The organism is Paenibacillus sp. BGI2013 (assembly GCF_002843485.1).
In the GTDB taxonomy this organism is placed as follows: domain Bacteria; phylum Bacillota; class Bacilli; order Paenibacillales; family Paenibacillaceae; genus Paenibacillus; species Paenibacillus amylolyticus.
Genome location: NZ_PJFA01000004.1, coordinates 185,246 through 199,912, shown reverse-complemented (window position 1 = coordinate 199,912; position 14,667 = coordinate 185,246). Strand labels below are relative to the sequence as shown.

The following is a 14,667-nucleotide window of genomic DNA, read 5'->3' as shown; positions in this document are numbered from 1 at the left end:
AAAGTATTGTTTGTGTCTTTAAGCCTTCTCAATATATCAAGATAGCGCTTTCAAAGTTACCCATGAAAGTGTACCTCCTACTTTGAAAAGTATATCCCTCGTATTTAGTCGCCTGGCATGGCTGATGGATCAAGTGGAAGCTTAATTTGGATACGCGTACCTTCTCCTTCCCATGTCTGGATGTCGAATGTAAAGTGATTTTTATAACAAAGTTTTAAGCGACTATACGCATTTTTCATGCCAACATGCTCTCCCATATCGGTGTTTTGATCCAGGTAACTTAACAACTCTTCTAATTTTGCTTGTGACATCCCTATACCGTTATCCGTTAGTCTGATATGGAGCTGTTCATTTTCCATTGAAACAAAGAGTTGAATGATGCCTACACCCGGAGATGACTCAATTCCATGAATACTTGCATTCTCAACAAAGGGAAGGATAACCATCTTGGGGATTCGGTACATCAGTACCGCAGGATCTGCTTCAATGGTATATTGGAGTTTTTCTCCAAAGCGGTATTTCTGAATTTGCAAAAAACTCTCGATGAGTTCCAATTCTTCCTTCACTGTCACATCATTCTGATTCCAACTAATCGACTTGCGAAACATCTTGGCCATGTTATGCACGATTTTGGCAGTCTCTTTCTCACCTTTGATGAGGCTCCGCATACGTACCGACTCAAGGGTATTAAACAAAAAATGAGGGTTGATCTGACTATGAAGTGCATGAAGCTGCGCTTGCTGCTGCTTTAACTCCAGGTCTTTCTTTTGGATGTCAGCGAGATATACCTCATGAATCAGGTTATGGATCGTCTCGGTCATTCGATTAAATTCCATCGTGAGTTGACCTATTTCATCTCTTGCATCTTCAGGCGGAATCGTCTGGAAATTTTGTGTTTTTACTTTTTTCATATGTTTCAGAATACGCACCAGCCTGACATGGATGGATCTGGACATAGCCGCGATGATAATAGAAGGCAGGACAAAATTAATGCAAGCCAGCCATACGACGAAGGAACGGGACTTTCGTACCTCCTTCAACACAATTTCTTCATCCATTACTCCATGCAGGGACCACCCTTCCAGATAGTTAATACCTGTATACGTAAGTTCAAAGGGAATCATTTTGTTCGGAAACTGGATCTCGCTGTAACGTTTCCCTATCTGAGCTTCTGCTGTAGGATCATTTGAAAATTGGATGTGTCCCCCCGGATCAAGCAGATACACTTTTCCATCAAATCCGCTGTTGTGAAAATACTGCTTGATCATATCCATATTCAGGTCAATTTTAAGTAACTGCTCTCTCCCCCCTGTGTCCAGATTGTCGAGCCGTTGAACCAGACTTAACATCTGATCCGATGAGATCAGTGCTGGATAAGGGGCGGTGTATGCCTGAAATTGAACGTACCAGTTAGAGCTTCGGACCACGTCAGTTAAACGATCAATATAACCGGAAGATAGAATGGTAGAATTATCGGTATACACTTGATACCAGCGAATTCCCTGATTCAATTGACCGGAGAATTGCCCTTTTAGATAGGAATTATAAGCGTCAATGTACTCAAAATGACTTTGAAATGAACGGGAGATGGTGTCATTGAATACAGGGTCAGTATATAACGAATAAGAGAGGCCGACGCCCTGATCAATGGTTACCCGCAGGTCGTTCTTCAGATTGTTCAAGGCCATGCCGGCATCACGAGTTTTCTGACTGCGAATATTGGCGGATGTGACATTGTAGAACACCACATTGGTAACAACGATGGGAATAAACACAGATAAGACATACATGAGCAGTAACTTATCTCGAAGCTTCATGTAATTCAGGTTCCATCTTGGCATTGTGCACCTCGCTGCTCATTTCCCATAAGGAGATTGCGATACTCTGTAGGCGATAACTTAACCAGTTTCTCAAACTGGGTTACAAAATAATCCGCATTCTGAAATCCTACACGTGCAGCAACCTCGTACATTCTCAGATCCGTCTGGCGCAATAACTTCTTCGCTTCATGAATCCGCAGGTTGAGCAGATAGTCATTGAAATATTGATTGTAGCTTTTGCGGAATAATCGCCCAAGATAAACGGGATTCATATAGAAGAGCGCAGCAATGCTTTTGAGATTGATGTTCTCGGTATAATTTGCATCAATATATCGTTTGATCTTGCTGATATCCCCTTTGGATCGTTCCATCCGCAGATGAGAGACATAATCCTCGGCTTCCTCCAGCGCGATGAGAAAAGCATTTTTCAATAGTCGTAAATTCCAACCTTCATGACTTTGTTGTGCCAGCTCCTTCAGTTGTTGCAACCCTTCATCATTACCACCCATTTCGTGGACTACAGCGAGAATACCCGTTATATAACGCAAAAGAGAACCCGATACAGCCTGAGAAGAAAATCGATTCATATGAAACAATTTGAATTTCTCTTCTACAATCTTGTGGTAAGCTGACCTATTCCCCTCTTCCAGGCTCAGAATTAATTGATCCACCTCGTCCTGGTATACATTGAAAACAAACAGTGGTTTGTCCTTGATTTCCGTATAACGTACGACACCACCAGTTTCAGCATATTTATGCTTGGCTGCTTCTTCAGCCGCCATAAGGGATTGTGTGACATCACCAATTTCTTTGACGAGTGTTCCTGCGTAAAGACCGATATCCAGGTTGAACCTTTTGCTCAGTGTTATATGAATATTATGCAGGTTATCCTGTAACGCCGAGTCTCCTTGATGATGATCAGGCCACAACAGTAATAAAGCAAACGTGCCGCGTTGTTGCTCACTGATGAACATTTTACATAAATTACTCTCCAGAGAATGTACTGCTTCACGTAGCTGTTCAATCGTAATTTTAATTGCATCTAATCCGGTCTGAAGTTCAATCAAAGTTATGAGCAGACTGGAGTTACGATTGATGCCAAGCATCTCGGCATATCGATGTTCATCCTCCTTCTGTACATGGCCTTTGATCACATCCTCCAGCATGATGTTACTGGCCTGTCCCTCAGTCAAAAGAATATGTTTTCTTTTATTGCAAATCAGATTAGCTGACTTCTGCAACGTCGCCGTCAGTTCTTCATCATCAATAGGCTTCAGGATATAGTCATGAACACCGTACCTGATTGCCTGCTGTGCATATTTGAAGTCATGATAACCACTGATGATAATGAACACAGGTTCCAGATGTGGTATTTTCTCTACGGCACGTATCAGTTCCAGTCCATCCAGGATTGGCATACGGATATCTGTAATAATCACGTTTGGTTGCAGGCTTTCAATCAGATTTAATGCCTCTACACCGTTCTCTGCCTCTCCGATAATCTCCATATTAAGATCCATCCAATTTATGAGTTCATACAGCCCCTTTCGTATATACATCTCGTCATCTACCAGTAATACTTTTAACATCCGTTTGTCCCCTTTCCTCCAACGAAAATAAACCGCCGGTAGCGTCTCTCCCTATCGGCGGAATGAATCTAATATGGTGACTGTTGTAGTTATTGCAAAATACATTCATTCATGTCGTGCATAATCCCAATAGTCGCCTACGAGGCCTTCGATGATCGATCCACTAGCCCATGGCATCAAGCAAAACCAGGTGCTGGCTGGTGTACCATCCGCATATTTTTCAGTGACCAGTCCTTCCGAATGACAGAAGCGTTCAGACATCCATCCTTTTTTGCCATAGCCGAATTCTTGATCATAACGATTATAGGTCTGACAACCCCACCCGATGGTATCCATCATACGTTGACGAACATAATTCTCTTCCCGCTGTCCAACATAATACAATAGCTCATCCACTAGATTGCTGGACATAGGGTGAATATGCGGATTAGCTACTGAAGTAACACTTCCTCCGGAACTGGACCAGCCTAATGTACTGAGTGGCGGAATCTTAATAGGTGAGTTGTAACAAAATTTGAAGCTGAATTCATAACTGATCGCATCTCTCATGTGATCTAGATACAGCTCGTCACCGGTCAACGCGTGCAGAAACCGAACAGCTTTGATGTAAGCCAGAATACCTTCCGAATCAACTGCCTTGTCCGCATCCAGCGGAGCGCCGTAACATTCCATGTGTTGCACATAGGTGTTGTAATAGTGGGCTTCACTTCGTCTGAGCTCTTCCAGAGAAGATTCATCATGGGTTAACCAACAGTGATATGCCTTGGCAGCAAGACACCAGACTCCACTAAAAGCATCATATTCAAGACCTGCTCCGGTCCGCTCTGACAAAATGGTGGGATATTCTCCATCCGTATTTTTCGTGCACTCCAGACGATCAAGTATTTGTTTGACGTAAGCAAGCCAATCATCGTGTCTCACATTTCGAATGCGCTTCTCATAATCGTAGCTTTTCAGAATGTAGAACATCGCTTGAGCTACAAGGTAAGAGGAATGTCCTGGGGTACGCATGCCGTCGAACCACCAGCCTTTAACACTCCAGATCCCATCCTGATAAGCGTCATACGGAAGTCCAGATTCGGGATTCATGGCATTCTCGATAATATTGGTAATACAGGATAACGCCTGCTGTCGCATGGGCTCATTATTCAGGCGCAGTGCGGCCATAAGCATTGGTGCAGCGATGGTCATACCATTTGTCCAACTGATTGAGATAATTTTGTTGTATCGGTAGCCACCGGTTTCAGCAGCATCTTCATATACAAATGTAGAGTAATGACGATCCTCCGGAAGCCAGGCATACTCATAGATGGCATTGGACAAATCCGTTACCGTTGTCTGAGTGTCACTTCCTTCTCTTGGTTTTTCGTGATACCTCTTATAGATTGTTTCCAGTGCTGGATTGATGCCCAGTTCTGATTCAGACTCGTAGTTATATAGTTCAAGTGTGAGCCCAACCGATTCACCTGCAGCAAGTTCAAAACAGTTTTCTCCAAGGGCAGCTCGCTCGTGGACAAGTCTGGATTTGATAAATAACAACGGAGCATTCTCATATCCCAACGTATATCCGACCGCACCCTTTTCAATAGAACATGTGAATCCCCCATATTGCACAAAGTTTCCTTCCATTCCTGGATACCATTGCTGCTTATGGCCTCCTGTATTGATCCAGTAGGGACTTGCGCTTAGACCAACAATCCGACCTTCATCATAGATAAGTGCAGCTGGATGAGACAGACGATCACTTCTTACCATCCACCAGGGTGATGAAGGACGAGAAGGACTGCCCTCCCTTAGCCTGGGGAACTCATTTGGAACATTCTGAGGTGCTTCGCCCCGGTTGCGGCCATACATAAATGCAGGTAAAAAAAACCTCGGATTCTGTTTGTCCAACGGTATTTCCACATGAATAACCCCTGCCCAGGCATTCTGGCCCTCGTTGTAAATCTGAATGTCGGCTTGCCATGGAGCTTCTGCACTGCCGTTTCCGCTTATTACTTTTACGCTAGCTTTGAGAGCATGCTTGTCCAGTGCCGTGTATTCTACGGTGTCCTGCACTTTACTTCTAGCCGTGAAAATCAGATCCATCTTTTCCTCCAATCGCGTTGTACACACCTGAGTGGAAACGCTTGCAATTATGTATCCATCATGCTAGGATGGTTACATTTTATAGGTTCACGTCTGCAATTTCATTGCACAAACGGCTATATTTATTGCGCGAAACGACAAGGAGGTCATATATCTGATATGAATGAGACTTCAGAATACCTGTTTGATCCAATCCAGAATGAGCTGTTGTACCTTCATCGCACCACCACGTATAATATGGGAACGTTTTATCATCGACATAATGCATACGAACTCTACTTATTTCTTCGTGGCAATGTAAACTTCTATATTGAGAACCGTTGTTACCATTTGCAACGTGGAGATCTGCTCGTTCTTAACCCGGAGGAGATGCACCGTTCCTTTGCCTTGGACAAAAACGAATATGAGAGAATCACCATAAATCTGAAAAAGTCATATCTGAACCGCTTGTCTACTTCAAGCACCAACTTATCCGCATGTTTCGACTACCGTCCCAAGGGTAAGGGTAATATCGTACATCTTGAAGAGGACGAACTTCAACGAGTGCTACAATTAGCTGGCGAGCTTGAACAGTGTCTCTCATCAAGTGACTATGGAGCGGATATTCTGAGGAATATTTTGATTACACAGCTACTTCTTCTAACGAATCTAACTTTTCAAAATACGGATTTTGTTGCAACGGATATTATGCCTGAACTAGTTCGAAACACGATGGATTACATTGAATGTAATCTGACGAGGCAACTGACGCTCGAACAATTGTCAGAGGCTATGTTCACGAATAGCAGCTATATTAGTCGGCAATTTAAAAAGCATACCGGACTCACGATTCGAGCATACATTCTTAGTCGCCGTATAGAGCTGTCGAAATCTTATTTAATCGAAGGTTTAAGTATTACAGAGGCCTGTTATCAATCCGGTTTTGGAGATTATGCCAATTTTATTCGCAGCTTCACCAAGCAGGTAGGCACTTCACCTGGTAAATTTGTTAAATATGGAAGTCTTCTTTAAACATTGCATTAAGCAAAACACGCCAACTCTTGCCTATATCTTATATTATCTCAGCCAAAAAAAAGAGCGAAGACCGGCAGTTTTGTCAGCCGGCATTCGCTCAGGTAATCAGTAAGTTCTTATTTGTTATTCCAGTCGTATCCTCTTAGTTCAATTATTGAATTGGGGCCAGGAAAGGTTAATTCTATCTTTTGGTCCAGATAGGATACGGTTACTCTTGATTCTGCAATAGAGCGAATTCTGGTATTGAATAGACGACCATTATTCCATTCCAGATCTATTTCAAATCCGCCACGAGCCCGAATACCACGAATATATCCTTTTGGCCAAGCTGATGGCAAAGCAGGTAACAATCTGATTACTTCGTTATGACTCTGAAGAAGCATCTCTGCTATCCCTGCAGTACCTCCAAAGTTCCCATCAATTTGAAATGGAGGATGGTCACAAAACAGATTGGGTAACGTGGAGGAACGTAGAAGTTCCACGATGTTATCGTGTGCAAGTTCCGACTCCTCTAATCGTGCCCACATGTTGAGAATCCACGCCCGGCTCCATCCTGTGTGTCCACCACCGTGTTCCAGTCTTCTGTCGAGTGTTACACGAGCTGCCTTGGCCAGGTCAGGTGTTGATTGCAACGTAATTTGCGTTCCAGGATGCAAAGCGAATAAATGGGAAATATGTCTGTGACCAGGTTCCAATTCATCATAATCGTTACTCCACTCTTGGATCTGGCCATGTTTGCCAATGGAGGTCTCCGGTATTTTGGTTAAAGCACCACGGAGTAATTCTCCAAATTCCTGATCCTCTTGCAATATTCGGGTACTTTCAATGCAACGCGTGAAGAGTTCTCTAATAATCTGATTGTCCATTGAAGCACCAAAACATAAAGCCCCCGACTCTCCATTATCTAATATATAGCGATTTTCCGGTGAGGACGAAGGACATATCACCCAATTGCCGGTAGGATCCTCTATTAGATAATCCAGAATAAACATAGCCGCATCTTTCATCGTGGCGTAAACTTTTTTGAGAAATTGAACATCCTTATTGTATTCGTAGTGGTCCCATAGATGTAATGAAAGCCATGCTCCTCCCATAGTCCAAAAGGTCGATGTCATGCATACATCCTGCGGAGCAGCGTCTGCCCAGATATCCGAATTGTGATGAGCAACGAACCCCTTGCATCCATACATGGTTCTAGCGGTTTCCTTTCCCCGGACTTGCAGTCGATCTATAAAATCAAACAATGGAACGTGACATTCAGACAGATTGCAGCTTTCTGCAGGCCAGTAGTTCATCTGTGTATTAATATTAATCGTATATTTGCTATCCCATACAGGAAGCATGTCTTTGTTCCATATCCCTTGAAGGTTTGCCGGTAAAGAACCTGGACGACTGCTTGAGATAAGCAGATAGCGACCAAATTGAAAGTATAGACTCATCAGTTCCGGATCATGCTTGCCAGCTCTAAGCCGCTCAAGGCGCTGATCGATTGGAAGTTCGGAATATACAACATCTTTATTTTCATCTTCGAGATGTATATCCATCTTTTCGAATAAGGATTGATAGTCCGAGACATGATCGGCGAGCAGTTCGCTATATGGTTTTGCGGAAGCAGCATCAATTCGGCGGAGGCACTCCACTTCGAGTTGTTCCTTAGGTACTCGGAAATCCGTGCAAGCCGTGATTAGAATAGTCGCTGAATTACCATCCTTCAGAGAAAGCTGGCCGCTTGAATAATGAACCTGCCCTCCTTCAGATATAAGGCGAATCGCACAACAAAATCGGATTCCTTCTTCTCCCCCACTTCTTCCCCGGATGATCAAGTCATTCGTTCCACGCTTCTCGATCCGGTCCAGATAGGATTGGAAACCAACAGGATGCTTAAGAATATCGGAATAGGATGTTGATTCCAGAACGGTTCCCCTGCCAAAAACAGTGGAGAAAGATAACTTTCCAGGCACGCTAGATTTGAGATGAACAACGAGCACTTGATCCGGGTAGCTAGCAAAATATTCTCGGCTGTAAATGGATTGATCTGCGGTATAATTCACGTTTACCTTGCCTTGTTCCAGATCGAGATGTCTTTGATATCCATTTGGTTCATGTTCACTGTGATCCATAGCGATATAGAAGTCCCCTAATGGCTCATAATGCCTTTGCCCGTCAGGAACACCTACCAGAGTATCTGCTGCGAGTTCTTCTGCTTCCCTAATCTTACCGTCAAAAATCAGGCTTCTGATCTGAGATAAAGATTCAAGTGCTTGAGGATTATTCCGCTGCATCGGCCCACCATACCACAGACTATCTTCATTAAGCTGAATTCTCTCGATCTGTGTTTTTCCAAAAATCATGCCTCCAAGAGTTCCATTTCCGATAGGCAATGCCTCTTCCCATGTCCCAGCAGGTTGATTAAACCAGATATTTTTGGTCTTCACGTTAAAACCTCCAACGAATTATAATTCCTCACATTTTCATGTTTAGTGTGTTCCGTTTGTATGTTCTTTCAGTGTACTGTAATCTCTTAAGCATCTAAATGAACAAAATTAACTTGAATTATCACAATCTTATCCCAACATTAGAGGTGTAATCGTGAATTCCGAAACTGACAGTACAAATTCTTTGTTCTGGGCAAGAAAGTATAGCTATTGGCAATAAAAAAAGCCGCTATTATAGCGGCTCTGTTTCGTTCATTTATTTAGCTTACGTGAATGTTGGCATAAGTTATAAAATATTTCGCTCCATTTGTTGCATGAATTGCCTCAATATCAGCCGATCTTCCGAAGAAATGGATTGAAGTAGTTTCTCTTGTTGCTCTCTCCATTTATGCTCAACCGGTTTTTCTAATTCTTTGCCCTTATCGGTTAGAAAGATACGCATGATCCTTGCATCCTGTACATCACGTTTGCGATATATAAATCCGTTCTGTTCCAGTGATTTGACCATGTTTGTAACCGTTGGTGGTTCGCATTTCATATGTTCACTTAGTTGCATCTGGGTTACCCCATCACCCAACCACAGCCGATACAACAGATTATCTTGTCCTACATAGAGATTAAGTTCCCGAAGAGATTCACTATAATTTCGACGCATTTGGGAGGAAATTCGATCTAAAGACTGTCGAATTTCACAATCTACTGTATCTGTCATGAACGATCCCTCCCTAACATCCGAATTATATTTAGCAGACTAAATGTATCATGGAGATATACAGGTGTCAATTCACCTTAGTGTCGTCTTTAAGGGCCTTTTCCTATCCAAGTTTCACCCGAAAGATTGGTTTAGTCCTTATTTTTTGGCAAAACCTTGCTTGTTCAAATAGGCCATCATTTGCGGTTGAATACTTCTCTCGAGGTGATCCTGGATATGGTCACTCCATCCTTTTACTTTTTTTACGGTGAAAGGGGCTCTCGTCGGACGATTTTCATAATACTTCAGCATGGTCTCATCATAGATTGCTAATTTCTCTTGATCCATTGGTTGGTATTGATTATCAAGCAATACCATGGATTGAGGGAGTCGAGGTTTCAGTTCCGGCTTATCTCCAGCTGGATTACCGATACATAACCCCACCAGAGGGATAACAAATTTAGGTAAATTCAATACGTCAGATAGTTCGCTAATATTAGCTCTGACCGCACCAATGAACACTCCGCCAAGTCCCAGCGATTCAGCCGCGGTTAACGCATTTTGTGCCATCAGGCCAGCATCGAATGAACCAATCAACAGAAATTCAATATATTCAATATCCACATCCGGAGCGATTTCATGATTTCGGTTGAAATCTGCACAGAAGATCCAGAATTCGGCCGCTTCTTCAATATAGGGTTGATCGACACACAGATGTCTGAGTTTTTTTCGAAGTACTGGATCTGTGATGCGTATAATGGATACCGCCTGCAGAAGACTGAACGATGAAGTTTGATTTGTTGCCTGAAATATTGCATCTATTTGTTCCTCAGTTAGGGGTTGAGATGTGTAAGAACGAAACGATGTATGGTTATGAAGCAATTCGAGTGTGTTATTCATTAAACGCTCTCCTTTATTCGTTGATTCCATGTTCCTGCAATCCGTATTCGTAAGGAACGCCCATATTCTCGCGTAGTGTTTTTCCTTCATATTCCTTATGGAACAAACCGCGTTCCTGCAAGATAGGTACTACCTGATTCACAAAATCTGCAACGCCATCAAAAGATACATCGGGCACGACTGAGAATCCGTCACATGCTTCAGCCAAAAACCATTCTTCCAAGAAGTCAGCAACCTGTGTCGGGGTGCCTGCAACAACCGGATGATAGTTGATGACCCCGTGAGCGAGAACATCCCTTACAGAGAGTCCTTTTTTTAATAACTTTAAGGCTCTCGGAGAACGTGGGTCCATGGGGTTGGCATATGCATTTTTCAACAAGTCTGGCGCTAAAGGTTGATCTATATCTACTGAGTTTACCGATAAGGGTAAACCAACCATGGAGCCGAGGTAACTTACCCTGCTAGGGATTTCCTGGGGATTAAAACTCATAAGCTGTTTCCGACGATCCAGAGCTTCTTCCTCCGTTGAAGCCAGAGAAAACATAAAACCAGCAAACATTTTGATATCATCGGGGTTTCGACCGAAACGGGCAGCACTTTGCCTTATGGCTTGTCTGTGTTCACGGGCAGACGTAATATCATAAGGATTGGCGTACACTCCCGAAGCATATTTCCCAGCTAATTCTAATCCTTCACCTCCTCCCCCTGCCTGGAAAATCACTGGCTGCCCTTGCTCAGAGGGCGGAATGGGCAAAGGACCACGAGATGCATAATATTGACCCTGAAGGTTAATAGGCTGGATTTTGTCCATATCAGCAAATTCCCCTCCTTCTACATCTAACGTCCAAGCGTCTGGTTCCCAACTCCCCCACAAGGACTGAACAATTTGTATGCTTTCATGCGCCTTGTCATAGCGCTCTTGGCGATTTTCAACCCTGGCACCGAAATTAGCAGCCGCTAGGGGATCGGATGTGGTAACTGCATTCCATCCCACACGTCCATGACTGATAACATCCAGTGCTTTGAACTGACGTGCAATGTTGTAGGGATAATTAAATGTTGTAGAGAGGGTAGCCACAAGCCCGATGTGTTGTGTCTCTCTTGCTACTGCCATCAGTGCCAACATGGGGTCCATAGGAAACATAGGTGTCTGTGGGCCTAAATTATTGGATAAGCCTGGAGTGTCAGCGATGAAAATCATTTGAAATTTTCCTTGTTCAGCTAATTTAGCCCGTTCTACATAACTATCCATATTGGTGTAAGCTGCAGGATCCGTGCCAGGCATTCTCCATGCGCTAAATTCGGCTCCATAACCCGAAACCATCTGTAAAGCCAGTTGCATTTCACTTCTTTTTTTCATAACGATTTTCTCCTTCGTTCTGGACAGGCACAGATATTTGTGCCCTTACTATAGCGTGAATATATTTAGCATGCTAAGTATATGGATGGATCAGATTTTGTTCCGTTTAGTGAGGGTTATAGATATTGACGTTCACCGGTCTGGGCTGATTTCTCGACGGCATCCAGTAACTGATGTAGTTTCACCGCATCCGCGAAATTAGGTGCTAAGGTAGTACCTTCTTGAATATCTTTGGCAAACTTACGATAAGCCTGAGCCATGTTCAGAACAATTCCGGAGTCGTTATATAAAGAATGTGGAGCCGAGTAATAGGCATCGGGAATGGGTAGTTCACGAAGCTCGTTGTCCGTAGATCCTGCACCGCGTAATTGGTGTGATCCGAATTGAATGGATGCCGGGGCGCTCAGCACAATCGTGCCATTGTCTCCGAAAATTTCAAGTGTGAGTCCTGTCTGATGTTTGACTCCACCTTGAATATGAACACTGGCTGCTGCACCATTAGTCAATTTTCCTGTAATCATGATCTGATCATCCGTTGTTTTCTTGATGACTTTCTGAATATCTACCAATTCAACTTCTGGAAACTGTTGAGCTGTGGTGGCAGACAATTCTGTAAAGTCCCCAAGCATGTAAGTGAAGGCATCCAGATTATGGCCCCCTACAATGGTCAGCAAGTTCCCTCCAACTTTCCGGTCATACAAGTACGCACTCGACTTGTCACCAACGCCACCCATGCCATCAATGGCGATCTTCAGGTTGGCAGATAACACTTTACCCACATAACCTTCTGCCAATAAATCTTTTACATATTGAACGGCCGGGGCTTGTCTAGCCTGTAATCCAATCGCATTTGGCTGTTGTGCGGACGCTACCCATTCCTGCATTTCCAAGGCTTGCTTTGTATTCGAACCCAGTGGCCATTCACAATAGATTGGTTTGCCAGCAGGTACAACGGCTTTAACGGCGTTATAATGTTCCTTGACGTTAATACTGACAACGACCATATCCACATCAGGATGCTGAGCCAACTCTTTCATATTATCAAAGCCGTGATCTGCATAGAAAGCTTCTGCGCTTTTCTTTGCACTCACCATATTACTTGTCCCAACCGCTGTAAGCTCGAATTCATCCAAATGCTGAATAGCTGGAATATGTGTTCCACTCGCCCACCCGTTATTAATGGATGCCCCTATGATACCTGTACGAATTTTTTTACTCATTGTTAAACATCTCCTTTGTTAAAATTTACAGTATGATCGAATATCGGTTTGGCTCCAGCCCTTATCAGTCACTCATTTCTATGATATATTTATTTAGCTTGCTAACTATTCAATCGAGATAACATTAATTATTCTTTCATACTTTAGGTAAACTAAAATTGTTTTGGTGTTGACACCATCATAGGTGTATTTGTTTTATTAGCAAAGAGGGCAATTTAAATGAACATAGTACATCTTTATGTACCTTTGGATCAGGAGTGATATGAATGAGAGTTTGCAACGAAGGTTTTGAACAAGAGTTTATAGATGGAAAAAGTGACATGTACGCCATAGCTTTTACTCAGAATGTCCTTTCTGGGCGTTGGAAATATTTTATCTTATGGTACCTAAAAGACGAAACACGGCGATATACAGATATCAAAAAATTCCTTGGAGATCTGTCTCAAGGCTCCCTTACAAAGCAGCTTAAAGAGTTGGAGAATGATGGTGTTATACAACGTGTTGTATATCCGGAAGTTCCTCCGCGAGTTGAGTATTCGTTAACAGACAAGGGAATGAAGTTACTACCGATCCTTGAAAAGATGGAGGACTTTGGCAAAGAATACGGCTAAACCACTTAATTGAAATGGCTAGCTTAACCCAAAAAAGCCGCAATTTAGCGGCTCTTTTACTCTGAGAAATTTTTATTCTACTTTATAATCAGTAACTACATCAAATTCTCCAATAATATTGTCTCCTTCTACATCATACAAATGAATCGTTCGAACAGTACCATTCACTTGTGTTTGTGCCAAGGCTTCTTCGATGGTAGTGATTTTAGGTGTAAGATCTTCAGCTTTTAGATAACCCTCGATTCCATTGGTGCCAATTGCAGCAATCAAATCGGGTTCAACCCCAATGATTGGTTCAGATAATGCTGAGCCATAGGTATCGCCCTGTGAATTGACATCATATTTAGTTTGAAGCAATAATTCGTGAATCGTTTCCGATGTTTCAGTGTTGTTTTCAAATAAAACATTTGATGAATTTACGTTCGATAACTTTAAGTTTGGCGATTTGTATCCAGTATACCGAGTGTATCCATTCCCATTATAGAATTCACCAACGTTCTGAGCATAATACGTCGTTTTAGTCGTTATTCTTGGAGAGTAGACAAAAAAACTAGAGGTTTTCGACGTATTATATGTCATGGAACTTGAAGCTGTTAAGCTTCCGCCAGATGTGTACAATCTAGCCATAGCTCCCATATATCCATTTGGAACACTTGCTGAAGCCTTCACTGATGCAACGGCTTCAGCAGTCGTACCTGTAGTGAAATTTCGAGTCCATACTTCAGATGTGAAAGTGTACGTGTGTCCCTTAATTTTGGGTGTACTATACGGTGAAGATGCAGTATTAGCCAGGACTGTTGAAGATGCCAAAAATAACGATAGAATACAAATCATTACCGTACTAACTTTCTTCGTTTTTCTCTTATTCATAGTTTATCCTCCTCATAATAAAAAATATTTGGATTATAGTTTCAATCTTTAATCCCTCTCTGTAAATAT

At 42.6% G+C, this 14,667-nt stretch carries 11 protein-coding genes; 2 read left to right on the top strand and 9 right to left on the bottom strand.

The window, feature by feature from the left end; all coding sequences use genetic code 11:
* Nucleotides 1-104 precede the first annotated feature (104 nt).
* The 3 genes from CXK86_RS11925 to CXK86_RS11915 form a co-directional block, all read right to left on the bottom strand.
* Nucleotides 105-1,841 carry a sensor histidine kinase gene (locus CXK86_RS11925; protein WP_101313775.1) on the bottom strand — a complete coding sequence of 579 codons (1,737 nt, stop codon included), beginning with the start codon at nt 1,839-1,841 and terminating at the stop codon, nt 105-107.
* Nucleotides 1,823-3,409 carry a response regulator gene (locus tag CXK86_RS11920; RefSeq protein WP_101313774.1) on the bottom strand — a complete coding sequence of 529 codons (1,587 nt, stop codon included), beginning with the start codon at nt 3,407-3,409 and terminating at the stop codon, nt 1,823-1,825. Before CXK86_RS11920 ends, CXK86_RS11925 begins: the two co-directional genes overlap by 19 nt.
* 105 nt (nt 3,410-3,514) lie before the next feature.
* Nucleotides 3,515-5,497 (bottom strand): hypothetical protein, encoded by a 1,983-nt coding sequence (locus CXK86_RS11915; RefSeq protein ID WP_101313773.1) that lies wholly within the window; start codon nt 5,495-5,497, stop codon nt 3,515-3,517.
* Between the two features lie 159 nt (nt 5,498-5,656).
* On the opposite strand from CXK86_RS11915, the gene CXK86_RS11910 reads away from it, so the two are divergent.
* A complete protein-coding gene (locus CXK86_RS11910; protein ID WP_036671148.1) occupies nt 5,657-6,508 on the top strand; it encodes an AraC family transcriptional regulator in 852 nt (283 codons plus the stop codon).
* Between the two features lie 119 nt (nt 6,509-6,627).
* Here the strand turns inward: CXK86_RS11910 and CXK86_RS11905 are convergent, their stop codons facing one another.
* The 5 genes from CXK86_RS11905 to CXK86_RS11885 all read right to left on the bottom strand — a co-directional run bounded on the left by CXK86_RS11905 (nt 6,628) and on the right by CXK86_RS11885 (nt 13,117).
* Nucleotides 6,628-8,946 carry a glycoside hydrolase family 95 protein gene (locus CXK86_RS11905; RefSeq protein WP_101313772.1) on the bottom strand — a complete coding sequence of 773 codons (2,319 nt, stop codon included), beginning with the start codon at nt 8,944-8,946 and terminating at the stop codon, nt 6,628-6,630.
* A gap of 286 nt (nt 8,947-9,232) precedes the next feature.
* Nucleotides 9,233-9,658, bottom strand: a complete 426-nt coding sequence (locus CXK86_RS11900; RefSeq protein WP_036671145.1) for a MarR family winged helix-turn-helix transcriptional regulator — start codon at nt 9,656-9,658, stop codon at nt 9,233-9,235.
* 138 nt (nt 9,659-9,796) lie between these two features.
* A complete protein-coding gene (nfsA, locus tag CXK86_RS11895; RefSeq protein WP_076253054.1) occupies nt 9,797-10,537 on the bottom strand; it encodes an oxygen-insensitive NADPH nitroreductase in 741 nt (246 codons plus the stop codon).
* 13 nt (nt 10,538-10,550) lie between these two features.
* Nucleotides 10,551-11,897: an NtaA/DmoA family FMN-dependent monooxygenase gene (locus CXK86_RS11890; RefSeq protein ID WP_076253053.1), complete on the bottom strand. Its 1,347-nt coding sequence runs from the start codon at nt 11,895-11,897 to the stop codon at nt 10,551-10,553.
* Nucleotides 11,898-12,013: 116 nt separating this feature from the next.
* A complete protein-coding gene (locus CXK86_RS11885; RefSeq protein WP_076253052.1) occupies nt 12,014-13,117 on the bottom strand; it encodes a Gfo/Idh/MocA family protein in 1,104 nt (367 codons plus the stop codon).
* A 266-nt stretch (nt 13,118-13,383) separates the two neighbouring features.
* On the opposite strand from CXK86_RS11885, the gene CXK86_RS11880 reads away from it, so the two are divergent.
* Nucleotides 13,384-13,728, top strand: a complete 345-nt coding sequence (locus CXK86_RS11880; RefSeq protein WP_047842975.1) for a winged helix-turn-helix transcriptional regulator — start codon at nt 13,384-13,386, stop codon at nt 13,726-13,728.
* Between the two features lie 72 nt (nt 13,729-13,800).
* Here CXK86_RS11880 and CXK86_RS11875 read toward each other — a convergent pair whose 3' ends face one another.
* Nucleotides 13,801-14,598, bottom strand: coding sequence for a hypothetical protein (locus CXK86_RS11875; RefSeq protein WP_036615847.1), 798 nt, complete (start codon nt 14,596-14,598; stop codon nt 13,801-13,803).
* Nucleotides 14,599-14,667: the final 69 nt, after the last annotated feature.

What these genes read in the sequence shown, in the direction of transcription:
- CXK86_RS11900 (WP_036671145.1), bottom strand. Translation starts at nt 9,658, where the DNA reads ATGACAGATACAGTAGATTGTGAAATTCGACAGTCTTTAGATCGAATT.
- CXK86_RS11890 (WP_076253053.1), bottom strand. Translation starts at nt 11,897, where the DNA reads ATGAAAAAAAGAAGTGAAATGCAACTGGCTTTACAGATGGTTTCGGGT.
- CXK86_RS11910 (WP_036671148.1), top strand. Translation starts at nt 5,657, where the DNA reads ATGAATGAGACTTCAGAATACCTGTTTGATCCAATCCAGAATGAGCTG.
- CXK86_RS11875 (WP_036615847.1), bottom strand. Translation starts at nt 14,598, where the DNA reads ATGAATAAGAGAAAAACGAAGAAAGTTAGTACGGTAATGATTTGTATT.
- CXK86_RS11915 (WP_101313773.1), bottom strand. Translation starts at nt 5,497, where the DNA reads ATGGATCTGATTTTCACGGCTAGAAGTAAAGTGCAGGACACCGTAGAA.
- CXK86_RS11880 (WP_047842975.1), top strand. Translation starts at nt 13,384, where the DNA reads ATGAGAGTTTGCAACGAAGGTTTTGAACAAGAGTTTATAGATGGAAAA.
- CXK86_RS11920 (WP_101313774.1), bottom strand. Translation starts at nt 3,409, where the DNA reads ATGTTAAAAGTATTACTGGTAGATGACGAGATGTATATACGAAAGGGG.
- nfsA (WP_076253054.1), bottom strand. Translation starts at nt 10,537, where the DNA reads ATGAATAACACACTCGAATTGCTTCATAACCATACATCGTTTCGTTCT.
- CXK86_RS11885 (WP_076253052.1), bottom strand. Translation starts at nt 13,117, where the DNA reads ATGAGTAAAAAAATTCGTACAGGTATCATAGGGGCATCCATTAATAAC.
- CXK86_RS11925 (WP_101313775.1), bottom strand. Translation starts at nt 1,841, where the DNA reads ATGCCAAGATGGAACCTGAATTACATGAAGCTTCGAGATAAGTTACTG.